This is a genomic window from Enterocloster sp. HCN-30185 (assembly GCF_037890305.1).
Taxonomy (GTDB): domain Bacteria; phylum Bacillota; class Clostridia; order Lachnospirales; family Lachnospiraceae; genus Enterocloster.
In genome coordinates this window covers 49288-63226 of record NZ_JBBKBT010000006.1, presented here as the reverse complement: position 1 = coordinate 63226, position 13939 = coordinate 49288, and the positions used below count along the sequence as shown (strand labels likewise).

The window sequence follows — 13939 nt, the reverse complement described above, 5'->3', positions numbered from 1 at the left end:
GGTTAAATCTCTATCTCTTCTCTTAATGCAAAGGAGTAGATACACCTTCGCACTACCGTTTTCCCTGTGATCTGGCACAATGCCCGTTCGTAGCAGTCAATCTGAGTCCGGTAGCGCTCCTTTAAACGCTCTTTCCCCATTTCTTTATCCTTTCCGGATATCCTGTCTGTCTTGTAATCGATTAACAGAAGTCCCTCCGGCTCTTCGATAAAAGCGTCAATGACTCCCTGAACCAGCACCAGCTCTTCAGAGTCCTCATGGCCCATTTCGGAAGCGGGAACACCAATCATAAACTGCTGTTCCTTAAAAAGCCGCCCCTCTGCCTGCGCCTTTGCCATGGATTTTCCCAGCGGGCTTTCCACAAATTTCCAAATATCCCAGGGGTTGATCCACTCATAAGACTCCTGATCCAGATATCCCTGCTCATAGAGCGAAAGCAGGGCCTTTTTTGTATCTGAAAGGCTGTGCAGTTCATGGAAGGAAAGACATTCCAGCGCCCGGTGGTATGCAGTACCTCTCTTAGAACCGCCTGACCGGCCATAAACCTTCTTCCCTTCTTTCGCTCCTGCTTCAGAGGCTTCTGCTTCCTGAACCGTCCCCCCTGCTTCTGTCTCTTTGACCAAGCCTTCTTCTGCCTCGTCCAGCTCCCTGATCCAGCCGTCCTCTTCCCGGCCGGTTCCCATCGCCTCCTCTTCCCGGCCGATCTGGCTCTGCTTTTTAAGCTCAGACACGGAAACCAGCGTGTAAAGCCCTGTATCGCTTTCATAAGGATAACCATAGGAAAATGCCTGTTCCAGTTCCTTTTTCATCTCTTCATCATAGGTATAACCTGCATCCAGTTCCAACAGATCCTCCTTTGCCATTTTCCGTTCCATCTGTCTTGTTACTTCTTCTCCCACCAGTGTTTCGGGCTGTACCTTGAGCATTTCAAAATGTTCCTGCGGCACTGCCCCGGCTGCCATAAGAATCCAGTCCAGATAGGAACCTGCTCCGGATAAAAGAGTGAATGGAAGCTGTTTTCCCTCCGTCCTTCCGGTTCTCCAGCGCTCCAGCTTACTTGAAAGGCTGCGGTCCGTTCCTGTCATGATCAGCGCCTCTTTTGCACGGGTCATGGCTACATAGAGAATCCTGAGCTCCTCTCCCATGGTTTCCAGTTCCAGCCGCCGTTTTAAAACCTGTTTTTTGAGCGTAGGAGTCTTTGTGCGCAGCTTAAGATCCAGCCAATCGGCTGCCGCCCCCATGTCTGCATCTAAAAGAAGAGTGCCGTAAGCATCCCGCTGATTAAACTTTTTTCCCATTCCTGCCAGAAATACCACCGGAAATTCCAGTCCCTTGCTTTTGTGGATACTCATAATGCGGACCATGTTTTTTTCCTCGCCGGCCACGGCGGCTTCTCCGAAATCCGTATCGTATTTTTTCAGCCGTTCAATATACCTTACAAAATGGAATAGACCCTTGTAGCTGGTCGCCTCATAAGCCGCTGCCTTTTCCACCAGCATATCCAGATTGCCCCGGCGGATCTCTCCTGCAGGCATGGCAGATACATAATCATAATATCCGCTGCGCCTGTATACATAATACAGCAGTTCGTGGATAGGGCGATATCTGGCCTCTGTGCGCAGCTCCTTTAAAAGCGCTCCGAAATCCTCCAGTTTTTTCCATATAAGTGCAGCCTGCTCCACTGGGACAACGGCGGCGCCTATCCGGACTGCATCCTCGGAGTCTCCGGTTTCATTCTCAAATGCTCCACCCGGATGCTCCAAAGCTTCTCTCAGACCCGGATGCTCCCGTTCTTCCTCCCACAGTTTCCATGCTCCATATACGCCCCTGTCCTGGCCTTTTTTTGTGTTTTTCTTATAGGACGCCATCATCCAGGCCATCTCATCATCACTCATTCCCACTACAGGGGAGCGCAAAACTGCTGCAAGGGGAATGTCCTGCATGGGATTGTCAATCACGGACAGCAGGCTTAAAACCGTTTCAACCTCTGTGGTGGAAAAATACCCGGTGCGTGTCTGGGCTCTGGCGGGGATTCCCTCATTCATCAGCACGCTGACTAAAGTCTCGGACCAGCCGGTCATGCTCCGAAGAAGGATCACCATATCTCCCAGACAGGCCCTTCTGTATTTCTCCTGCTCCTTATCCCACACAAGAAGGCCGTCCGTTTCATCGGTCAGCCGTCGTATTTCTCCTGCGATCATCTTTGCTTCCATTTCTCTTGCCGTATATCCCATGGCATCCTCATCCAGCTGTTTATAGGCATCTGATCCCGTATCCGCCATCAAAAGCCTGGATGGAACTCCGGCCATTCCCTCTGCCGATGCAAAAACAGCTCCCGGATACAGGGCGGTTTCCTCGGTGTACCGGATACCGCCCAGCCCCGGCGTCATGATCTGGTAAAAAATGTCATTGATAAAGGCTAACACCGTGTCCCGGCTTCGGAAATTCTGCCTGAGTTCAATCATCTGGTGAGGGCTTTTTTCTCTGGTATAGGATGCATACTTCTCCAAGAAAAGCTCCGGTCTCGCCAGACGGAAGCGGTAAATGCTCTGCTTTACATCTCCTACCATAAACACGTTGGGATGGCCCGTTTCTTCTCTTGAAATGCTCCCGATCAATGTTTCCTGAACCAGGTTGCTATCCTGATATTCATCCACCAGGATCTCCTCATACTGCCTCTGAAGCTCTTTTGCCACTGCCGAAGGCTGTCTGGGAGAATCTCCCTCAAGAAGCACCTCTAAGGCCAGATGCTCCAGATCGTTAAAATCAAGTACATTCCGCTCCCGCTTTGCCTCCCGGTAAAAATCGTCAAATTTCTGTACCATATCAAGGAGCGTTTCAACCACAGGAGCAGCCCCTGCCATCGCCTCTGCCGCTTCTTTTGGACTCTGAAAGCCAAAGCTTTCCCGGCATTTTTCAACCAGCTTTTTCACCTGGGTCCGGCATTCCTTTACATACTCCTTTTTATCCTCGTCAATGGCCTTGTTTCTGGCCGCTGCCAGACGGACAAACTCCATAGCCTGAAGGGCTTCATAAAGCTTCTCAAAGGTTCCTCTTTCCGCCGCCTTCTTAATTCCTAAAAGCCCTGCAAGGTCATTTTCCAGCATGGGCTCATAAACGGCAGGTCCCCCTTCCTCCCTGCACACCTCCAAGGCCGCCTGAAGCTGATGTGTAAGCTCCTCCATCTGCAGCGCCGTGTCCTTTAAAAGGAATTTCATCCACGGGCTTTCATCCAGATTTCCCTCTGCCTCCTGTTTCAGCTGCCGTCTGCATTCGTCCAGCCATTCGCCGGGCCATGGATGGCTCTGGGAAAACTGCCAGGCCTGTACGATCACATCCTCCATGGCCTTATCCGACTTTCCGGCCCCAAACTGCTCTGCAAACCGGATAAAATCTTCATTTTCCTCCTGATAACACGCCTCTAAGAGCTCCTCCATCACATCGCCCCTTAATAGGGTCAGCTCCCCCTCATCCCCGATCCGAAAAGACGGGTCAATGTCAAGGCTGTTGTAATGGTTTCGTATGAGATTCAGGCAGAAGCTGTCAATGGTCATGATCTGGGCCTGGGGAATTAAGGCAGCCTGAAGCCACAGGTGCTCATCTAGGGGATGCTCCCGCAGCTTTTTTTCTACTGCCGCGCCAATCCTCTCACGCATCTCAGCCGCCGCCGCATTGGTAAAGGTCATTACCAGAAGCTGGTCAATATTTAACGGATGATCCCCCTCGCTGATCATGGAAATGATCCTTTCTACCAGTACGGCCGTCTTTCCGCTGCCTGCTGCAGCAGAGACTAAAAGACTGCTGTTCCGGCTGTTAATGACCTGTTTTTGTTCATCAGTCCAGTTCACTGCCATTTTCTTCCTCCTCTCTCTCGATGGCCTCCCATACTGCGTTCGGGCTCATGGAACAAAGCTGCCTGAAGCCATAGCCTGCTGTCTTGGTATCAAAGCCGCAGACTGCATGATACGGACAGTAATCACAGGCAGTACGGCTTCCCTGCTTATAAGGACGAAGCGCCGTATCGCCGTTAAGGATCTGTTTTCCCGAAGCTTTCAGTTTCCGTCCCACAAAGGCGCGAAGGGTTTCAAACTGCACCGCCTTTGCCACGCTGGAACGTGATTCCTGCACGCCTCCGTCCTTTCCGAATACAACCGGGATCACATCCGAATCCTTCACCATCTCACGATCCAGATGATGGATCACATCCAGGTCGCTGTTTACCAGCCCATTCATCCGAAGCTGCTTTAAAATCTGCTTCTCAATAAACTCCGGGCTCATTTCCCCATCCTTGTCCACTACCGGATCCTTAATGTTGTAATAGAAAATCCCCGCAGGTACGGCCTCCTTTCCCGGATTCTTCCGCTCCTGCATCTCTAATGCAGCATCCATGTACACCACCAGCTGAAGCTGGAGGCCGTAATAAAGGGCCGCCAGGTCAAAGGAGGTGCTCCCTGATTTGTAGTCAATGATTTTCACATAGATATGCTCCTCATCCTCGCACAGATCCAGCCGGTCAATCCGCCCCTTCAGCTGGAGCTTTTCGTCCTCGGACAGCCGGATCCGCATGGCCTTCAGATCATCAATGGCGGAAAAGGACACCTCGAAACCTGCCGGTACAAAATCTCCCTTTTTCACCTGCTCTGCCAGAGCCCAGATGGTACGGTCTGTGATCCGTTCCACCCGGCGGGCCAGATAGGCATTGCGGGCAGAGCTTTCCATAATGGTATTCCCATACTGGCCTGTCACCTGCTCCACACATTCCCTTACCAGAGCCTTTCTCTCAGCCTCCGTAATCCCTTTCCAGTCCAGCTTCCTGCTCTGGATCGCCTGAAAGCACAGGTCAATGGACTGGTGGAACAGATTTCCCATATCCACTGCCTCCAGCCGGTATTCCTGCCGCTCCATGAGCTCCAGGCCGAATTTCAGAAAATGGGCATAGGCACAGGAAGCGAACTGCTCCAGCCGGGTAACGCTTCCCTCCAGAGTCCTTCCGTAAAGCGCTCTGGCTGCAGCCCGTCCGATCCCGCGGTCCTCATAGGTAAAAAAGGCCGCATTCACCAGCTGTTTTACCTGTTCCCTGTACGCCTCCTCACTGTAAAAATAGCGGTACAGCTCTAAAAATGCCGGCTTCTTTTCCTGACTTTCCCTGGCCTCACGCAGCATCCCTATAAGCCGTTGTCTTCCGTCCCAGATCGTCTGGATGGGATATCCCTCTTCAAAGCAGATTTCCTCCCGAAGCTCCCCAAACAGCTTTTTTACCTCTCCGATCAGGCTGGAGGGGCGCATACTCTTTCCGTCTCCCGAAGAGGCAGCCCAGGTAAGGATCAATTTGCGTGAGGGCTTGCACAGCATTAAATACAGATAAAATTTCTGAATACAGCTGTCCTCTCTGGCCGTAGGCGCCAGCTCCATATCAAAGGAACGGAAGATTTCCCGGTCTGTATCTGTCAAAAGACTTCCTCCTGATTTTCTCTGAGGTACAAGGCCTTCGTTTAATCCGGCGAAAAATAAGACCTTCACCGATTCCAGACGGCTTCGGGTCAGATCTCCGATCATCACCTGATCTGCCGTAGCAGGGATCACGCCCACCCGGATTTCCTCAAATCCAGCTTCCAGTATCTGGATATAATTTTTCCGGTCTGCCTTTTCCTCGCCCAACAGCCCCTCCAGACGCAAAAGCAGCTCCTCCACACGTTCATAGACCTGACCATACTCCTTTGCCAGATTCTCATCTCCCCGGCAATGCCTCATTTCAAAAAACTCTGCATATTCCTCCAGCTTTTCCTTAAGTTCCATCTTCTCTAAAAAGCTTCTTACGGCGGATGTCACTGTAGAAATAGAGGCTCCTTCCTGTGAAAATGCTTCCCGCAGCTCCTTAAGAGGGGCTAAAACCCACTGGCGGTACTGATTTAATTCCTTTAAATTGAGCCGTTCTCCGCCCCGAGAAGGCCTGGTCCACTCCTGATCCCATTTCTTCCATCCCCGGATTCCCAGAGCTCTTACATAATTTTCCAGTCGATCGGTAAGAACAGACACATTTTCCCTGGAAAATACAGGAGTATCTTCATTTTCCTCTGAATTCCCCGTTTCTCTGTCATATACCAGTCCTGTTTTCAGATAACGGAACACGCTCTCATAGGAGCAGTCCCGGACCGTTTCCAGTGCTGCCCGTATAAGCTCTACCATAGGATTTTCCAGAATGCTTTTCTTCTGATCCATAAAATAGGGAATCCCTGCTTCCTCAAAGGGATGTATAAGCTCTCTGCCATAGGAAACAGGATCTCCCGTAATCACAGCAATCTCCCTGTATCGAAGGCCGTCTTCCCGCACCAGCCGGTTTACCATGGTGCAGATATAAGCAGCCTCCTCTGCCGGAGTCTTTCCCTGGCACAGCCGGATATCAGGCTTTTTCCCTGCCCATACCTTTCCCGTATACCGGTACAGATTCTGTTCCAGAAAATCCAGGCTTTCGCTGTCTTTAAACCGCCAGCCCGGATGCCTGTCACAGCGGATTTCCTGTTTTATTTCCACATGATGGCGGTCTGCCAGCTCCTTTAACCGGCATACGGTATGACGTCCCATGTAAAACAAATGCTGGATCCCGCATTTCTCATAGGGACTTTCCCGCAGATCCACGGTCACCGTACATACTACCTCTCTGGCATGGAGCATAAACAGCTCCGCCAGCCGGTACTGTACCGGAGTAAAGCCTGTATAGCCGTCCAGATAGATCACGCTGTTTTTCAGCTTTTCCCATCTTGGAAGTTCCCTGCAAAGGATATCCAGAATTTCCTCTGCCGTAATATAGTGATCCTCAATATAGTCCCGAAAGCTCTTATAGATCACTCCCAGATCCTTAAGCTTGTCCTTTAAAAGAGGATGATCCGTTTCTGCCTCTACCTGTTTTAAATCCTCCGGGCGGATGCCGTACTGGCCCAGCTCTGAAATCTGTGATTTCAGCTGACTGATAAAGCCTGGCTGCTCTAAATGGCTGCCGTAAAGCCCCAGATCCCGCCTTACCATTCCGGCTACCTTTCTGAGTACCATGGATTTTCCCATATCATCCAGCACAGCCGGAACCTGCACTCCCAGATCCTCAAATACCCGGTAGGCCAGACGCTTAAAGCTTAAAACGTCCATGTTCATCAGGCCCTTTCTGGGGTGAAGGCGCACCAGTTCCTTTTGTGTCTGCATGGTATACTGCTCCGGTACAACAAACAGGAACAGCCGGTCCGGCTGCTCCACGGCCTGTTTTATGGCTGTTTGATACAGATACCGTGTTTTTCCCGAACCTGCGCCTCCCATAACAAACTGCAATGACATATTTTATCCTCCCGTCTCATATGCTGTAACAAATTCTCTCAGAGGTCCTGACACTATGAGTTCCAAAACCAAAATCGTGGTGCTGCGGATGAAGGAGATCATCTACACAGCCATTTTCGCCGGACTGGCCATTCTCCTTATCACCCTCTGTTTCATCATGTTCCGCCATGGAGATGAAAATACTTCCGAAACAGATGCCGCAAAGGCACAGCAGACCGCCTATGTTCCCGGCGTCTACAGCACCTCCCTGACCCTTGGAAACGAACAGGTAAATGTAGAGGTAACGGTTGATAAGGATCAGATCCGTGCCGTGACCCTGGTGCCCCTAAGCGAAGCTGTCGCCACCATGTATCCCCTGATGCAGCCCACCATGGAAGGCCTGGCAGAGCAAATCGTGAACACCCAGTCAACGGAGAATCTTACATACCCTGACTCCTCCCGCTACACCTCCCTGGCTCTTTTACAGGCCGTAAATACGGCTCTTGGCAAAGCAAAGCCCTGACTCTTACTCATTATCACCCAAAAACCCCCGGGCCGCAAGTCTTTTCGACCGCAGTCCGGGGGACGTTTTAAACCCTGTGTATCATACGTTTTACACTTTGCCGTATGCCCGGTCTGGCATGCAATGTTCGCTGCCCGGCTTCAGGCTTTTACTTCTTCCGCAAATCTGCGGATATTGGACGCATTGGCAAATTTCTGCACCATGCCGTCCCGCACCAGAACAAGAGTAGGAGCCTGCATGATCCCAAACTTCTCTGCCAGCTCCGGATGCTCCTCGGCGTCAATGATCTGATAATCCACGCCCTTTAAAAATTCTTTGGCTGTGCGGCAGTTTGGACAGGTTCTGGTTGTAAACAGATACAGCTGGGGCTTCTTTTTTAAACCCTCCCCGCTCTCATTCTGAGATTCCGCTTCCACACGTTCCACCGGCCTCATGGAAACCGGCTCTTTTTTCAGGACGGATTTTCCTGTATCATATGTTACACGGTCCTTATATTCCTGAAGTTTTCCCTCATTCCAGTTCTGTACAGGACGGTAATACCCTGTGATGCGGCTGTAAACCTCTGCCTTCTGCTTACAGATCGGACAGGTAAAGTGCTCTCCTGCCAGATAGCCGTGACTTTTACAGATGGAATAAGTGGGAGACAGGGTATAATATGGAAGCTTATAATTCTGCGCGATCGTACGCACCAGACTGGCAGCTGCCTTCCAGTCCGGCAGCTTTTCTCCCAGAAAGGCATGGAACACCGTACCTGAGGTATAGCGGGTCTGAAGCTCGTCCTGGATATCCAGCGCATCGAAAATATCCTCTGTATAGCCTACAGGAAGGTGAGAGCTGTTGGTATAATAGGGCGTTTCCCCTTCCTTTCCCGCGGTGATAATATCGGGATAGCGCTCCTTATCATGCTTTGCCAGACGGTAAGTGGTAGACTCTGCAGGAGTAGCCTCCAGATTGTAGAGGTCGCCATACTCCTCCTGATAGTCCGACAGCCGCTCTCTCATATGATCCAGAACCTCTCTGGTAAACCTCTGGCACTCCGGCTGGGTCATATCCTTCCGGATCCAGCGTGCATTCAGCCCTGCTTCATTCATGCCGATGAGGCCGATGGTGGAAAAATGATTTTCAAAAGTGCCAAGATACCGTTTCGTATAGGGGTACAATCCCTGCTCCAGAAGCTTTGTGATCACTTCCCGCTTGGTCTTTAAGGATCTGGCGCTGATATCCATCATCCGGTCCAGACGGCGGTAAAAATCCGCCTCATCTTCTGCCAGATACGCAATTCTCGGAATATTGATCGTCACCACGCCCACAGAACCTGTACTTTCTCCTGAGCCGAAAAATCCTCCCGTCTTGCGCCGCAGCTCCCTCAAATCCAGACGCAGACGGCAACACATACTGCGCACATCGCTCGGCTGCATATCACTGTTAATGTAATTGGAAAAATATGGAGTTCCGTATTTGGAAGTCATCTCAAAAAGCAGGCGATTGTTCTCCGTATCAGACCAGTCAAAAACCTTTGTAATGGAATAGGTGGGAATAGGATACTGGAAGCCCCGTCCATTGGCATCTCCCTCGATCATGGTTTCAATAAAGGCCCGGTTTACCATGTCCATCTCTGCCTTACAGTCCTTATATTTAAAATCCATCTCCCGGCCGCCTACAATGGCATTCATCTCTGCCATATCATCGGGAACGGTCCAGTCCAGAGTGATGTTGGAAAAAGGCGCCTGCGTTCCCCAGCGGCTGGGGGTATTTACTCCGTAAATAAAGGATTCAATACACTTTTTTACCTCCCCGTAGGACAGATGGTCTGCTTTTACAAAGGGAGCCAGATAGGTATCAAAGGAGGAAAACGCCTGAGCGCCTGCCCACTCGTTCTGCATGATTCCCAAAAAATTTACCATCTGGTTGCACAGAACGGACAAATGCTTTGCAGGAGCCGAGGTGATCTTTCCCGGAATCCCCCCCAGTCCCTCCATCAGAAGCTGCTTTAAAGACCAGCCGGCACAGTAGCCTGTGAGCATGGAAAGATCATGGATATGGATATCCGCATTTCTGTGGGCATCTGCAATCTCCTGATCATAGATCTCGCTGAGCCAGTAGTTTGCCGTCACCGCGCCGGAATTACTCAGGATCAGGCCGCCTACGGAATAGGTCACTGTGGAATTTTCCTTTACACGCCAGTCCTCCACCTTTACATAGCTGTTTACCACGTCCTTATAGTTCAGCAGAGCGCTGTTCATGCTGCGGATCTTCTCCCGCTGCTTCCTGTAAAGAATATAAGCCTTTGCTACATCCGTGTAGCCGGTCTGCTCCAGCACATGCTCCACGCTGTCCTGGATCTCCTCCACAGAAATGCTTCCATCCTTCATCCTGGGCTGAAAATCAGCCGTCACGCGCAGGGAAAGCAGTTCTAAAATCTCATCATTAAACTCATTCCCCGTTGCCCTAAATGCCTTTTTAATTGCCTCCGTTATCTTTTTCAGACAAAACTCAGCGGTTTCCCCATCCCTCTTTACCACCTGGATCATACCTCAAAACTCCTTTCAACATTCCAAATACAAGCTACCACACTTAAACCGAAATGTATTTTTCATTATAGCAGAGGAACACAAAAAACACAACATCTATGCCATATGTTATATATTAAACAAGATGTTGTGTTTTATTATATTTTCTAATACTGCCACTGATGGTATGTTTAATCCCGGTACAGCCCTTCAAAAAGCTCTGCGGGCACATAGGCCTTTACTGCAATGCCCTGCTCCGTATACTCCTCGGACAAAAGCTGTCCGTAGGCGCGTATGGTCTGGATCTTTCCCGCACCGCTGTAGGGATATACCTTTTCCAGATAAACCCGGCTGCTGCGGATAATGCCCCCAAGAATCTGCTCCAGATTCTTTAACCCGTCTCCTGTCTTAGCGGAAATCCTCACCTGATAGTCTGAGGAAAAATCTCTGGGAAGCAGCTCCGTCTCCTTTCCCTCCAAACGGTCAATCTTATTAAACACCGTCACCACGGTCTTATCCACAATCTCAAGTTCTCTTAAGGTTTCCTTTACCACATGCATCTGCATATCCATCTGGGGATTGGAGCAGTCCACCACATGGAGGATCACATCGCTGTAGCGGGCCTCCTCCAGGGTACTCTTAAAGGCATCGATCAGATGATGGGGCAGCTTACGGATAAATCCTACCGTATCCGTCAAAAGGATCTGCTGTCCATCTGCCATTACAAAGGCCCTTGTAGTGGGATCCAGAGTCGCAAAAAGCTTGTTTTCCGCCAGGATCCCTGCTCCTGTCAGCCGGTTTAACAGAGTGGATTTTCCCGCATTGGTATATCCCACAATGGCTGCTGTCAGGCTGTAATTTTTCTCCCTGTGCTGCCTTGTGACCTCTCTATGGCGCTTTACATCCTCCAGCTCCCGCTTTAACTGGCCAATCCGCTGGTGGATCAGACGGCGGTCTGTCTCCAGCTTTTTCTCTCCCGGTCCCCTGGTTCCGATACCGCCGCCCAGACGTGAAAGAGAATTTCTCATGCCTACCAGACGGATGGCCCGGTAACGCAGCTGCGCCAGTTCCACCTGGATCTTTCCTTCTCTTGTATGAGCCCTGGAGGCAAAAATATCCAGGATCACCATGGTGCGGTCCATGACCTTTGTATCCAGCGCATCTTCCAGATTGCGCAGCTGGGCCGGGGAAAGCTCATCATCACAGATGACACCCGTTGCCCCCGTGTCAGCCAGGAGCTCTCGAATCTCTAAAATCTTCCCTTTTCCCAGATAGGTCCCAGGATGAACAGCTTCACGGTTCTGAACGATCCTTGCAATGGGGACTGCTCCCGCAGTCTGAGCCAGTTCTTCCAGTTCATCCAGAGAAGCTGACGTCTCCCTCTCATCGCCCACATTTACAGCGATCAGGATCACCCGCTCCTCCAGTTCCTTTAAATCAATCAGTTCTGCCATATATCTCCCTACCGTATCCTGGTATTTAAAAAGTCAATCTCATGCTGCGCCGCCTCATCCGGCCCAAATACCTGGATATATGTTTCAAAACGGCTTTTGGCCTCTTCATAGTTCTGCATATACTCACAGACAGCCGCCTGGTAAAACGCCAGCTTCTTAAGAAGCTGCCAGTCTGCCTGATTTTCCTCTGTGATTGCTGCCGCTGCCTGATCCAGGCTGGCTCCCGTACCTGCCTTATAACTGGTGATCAGCCGGTCATATCCCTGATAAAACGAATCAGCAGCTCCTTCGTAGTCCTCTTCAGCCATCTGGTATAAGCCCATCTGGCAGCGAACCCTGCTTTCAAATCTCCCATCTCCTCCTGTCGTTCTTAAGGCCTCTTCATATAATACCTTGGCGCCCTCATGGTCTCCTGCCTCCATACAGGCTTCTCCTGCTGCCAAAAGAGCCTGTTCATAACCAGGGGATGTTTTTCCTTTTTCTTCCATCCCCAGAGCCTCTCTGTATAAAGCCACTGCCTGATCCTTATTCCCCAGACGGCTCTCGCAAAAGCTCTTCATATACCGCCCGGAAATGGGATCTCCTCCCTGTTCCAGGATCAGATCCCAGCTGTGTTTTGCTGCCTCAAAATCATCCAGCATCATCTCTGCCTCGGCCCGATAAGAAAGAACGTCGATATTAAAGGTTTTGCTTTTATCTCCCGCCGCTGCTAAGGCCTCATCAAACGCAGAAACGGCGCCGCCTGCATCTCCTCCCCTTAAAAGCTCAATACCCTGAGCTCTGAGCTTCTTTTTCTTTGAAAAATGAAAGGAGCCTGCCAGACGGCTTACGCCAAAGGCGATTCCTCCTGTGAGAATAAGGCAGAACGCTGCTGTGAGAATCCGTTTCATCAGGCGCTTTCTCCTTCTCCGCCTGGGGTTTCCCCCATTTCTCCGGCCGGATGAAGAGCCGGCCCTTACCGGCCGCCGGCCTGCATCACCGGGACGGCCTGCTCCCAGCGGACGGCTCCCCCCTGGATAGGAGCTTCTTCTCCTGCTGCCTTCCATGATCAGTTCCTTCCTTTATCTGTGCTTCCAAAGCCGCCATTTCTCTGTCCGCTGCTGGCATCATCTAAGGTGATGCCGAAGGGCAGGAAAATACCCTGGACAACGCCTGCGCCCTTTGGCAGTTCCAGCGTTTTATCTTCATTGGAATCATTCGTTATCTTAATAAACATATGGCCTTCATTATCTGAGTAAAAATAATCGCTGTCAATAATACCTACCGTATTATTAAGCTGCAGGCGGTACTTAAATCCCAGGCTGCTTCTTGGAAATAAAGCCAGCACCCAGCCCTCATCAATTTCTGCCCGGATGCCTGTAGGGATCTTTACCGTTTCCCCCGGCTGAATAACAAATGCTTTTGGAGCAAAAAAATCGTATCCTGCAGAGCCTGAAGTAGCACGCTCCGGAAGACGGATATCCTCATAAATACTGCGTATATCCTCCTGCTTTCCAAAGGTATCCTCCCAGTCTCCTTTAAATTGTTCAAAGCTTACTTTATGAAATTTTGCAATACGGCTGATCATCGTTTTTCTGTTCTCCTGTATTTTGTTCTCAATCTCTTATTTTATCCCTTTTCGCCGGTTTTCTGCCAAAGGGCTCTGCCTCATGTGTCCGGCTCCTCATACAGCACCGCTTCCCCCATAAGAAGGGATCTCTGCACATCGATCACTCTCTGATTGGAGCTTCCCTTCCAGTGAAGGCTGCCGTCCTTATATGCTTCTATGAATTCTCCATCCACCACTACATCTATATTTTTAAGCAGCGCAAATTCACAGATCTGCTCCCAGTCATAGCCTGTATACAGCCATATGGTCTTATTGGGATAACGCCCGCGGATCTCCTCTGCCAGACGGGCTATGTCCTCTCTGTTGGCCGGATGAAGGGGATCTCCTCCGCTGAAGGTCACACCTGAAATATAATCCTTCTCCAGTTCAGCAAACAGCTCCTCTTTTGCCGCCTCATCAAACGGCAGTCCGCCCCTCACATCCCAGGTCACGGGATTGTGGCAGCCGGGACAGTTATGGCTGCATCCTGCCACCCACAGCACAGTCCGCAGCCCTTCTCCGTTCAGCATATCATCCTTTGTAATATTGTGATACCGCATCT

General features: G+C 50.6%; 8 protein-coding genes. 1 reads left to right on the top strand and 7 read right to left on the bottom strand.

The window, feature by feature from the left end:
• Positions 1–2: 2 nt before the first annotated feature.
• Complete coding sequence (gene addA, locus WKT10_RS08665) at positions 3–3854, bottom strand: helicase-exonuclease AddAB subunit AddA (protein WP_340276698.1); 3852 nt, start codon at positions 3852–3854, stop codon at positions 3–5.
• A complete protein-coding gene (gene addB / locus WKT10_RS08660) occupies positions 3835–7323 on the bottom strand; it encodes a helicase-exonuclease AddAB subunit AddB (protein ID WP_340276696.1) in 3489 nt (1162 codons plus the stop codon). The genes addA and addB overlap by 20 nt, the downstream gene beginning before the upstream one ends.
• Positions 7324–7378: 55 nt before the next feature.
• Here addB and WKT10_RS08655 point away from each other — a divergent pair, with 55 nt between their 5' ends.
• Complete coding sequence (locus tag WKT10_RS08655) at positions 7379–7825, top strand: FMN-binding protein (protein ID WP_066543620.1); 447 nt, start codon at positions 7379–7381, stop codon at positions 7823–7825.
• A 140-nt stretch (positions 7826–7965) separates the two neighbouring features.
• Here WKT10_RS08655 and WKT10_RS08650 read toward each other — a convergent pair whose 3' ends face one another.
• From WKT10_RS08650 to nrdG, 5 genes are all read right to left on the bottom strand, one after another.
• Positions 7966–10356, bottom strand: a complete 2391-nt coding sequence (locus WKT10_RS08650) for a ribonucleoside triphosphate reductase (protein WP_337433217.1) — start codon at positions 10354–10356, stop codon at positions 7966–7968.
• 170 nt (positions 10357–10526) lie between these two features.
• The gene (gene hflX, locus WKT10_RS08645; RefSeq protein ID WP_337433218.1) at positions 10527–11789 is read right to left on the bottom strand and encodes a GTPase HflX; all 1263 of its coding nucleotides are present in this window, start codon (positions 11787–11789) and stop codon (positions 10527–10529) included.
• 8 nt (positions 11790–11797) lie between these two features.
• Positions 11798–12835, bottom strand: a complete 1038-nt coding sequence (locus tag WKT10_RS08640; protein WP_337932824.1) for a tetratricopeptide repeat protein — start codon at positions 12833–12835, stop codon at positions 11798–11800.
• Positions 12836–12837: 2 nt separating this feature from the next.
• Positions 12838–13353 carry a deoxyuridine 5'-triphosphate nucleotidohydrolase gene (locus tag WKT10_RS08635; protein ID WP_066544017.1) on the bottom strand — a complete coding sequence of 172 codons (516 nt, stop codon included), beginning with the start codon at positions 13351–13353 and terminating at the stop codon, positions 12838–12840.
• A gap of 83 nt (positions 13354–13436) precedes the next feature.
• A complete protein-coding gene (nrdG, locus tag WKT10_RS08630; RefSeq protein ID WP_066543615.1) occupies positions 13437–13937 on the bottom strand; it encodes an anaerobic ribonucleoside-triphosphate reductase activating protein in 501 nt (166 codons plus the stop codon).
• Positions 13938–13939 lie beyond the last annotated feature (2 nt).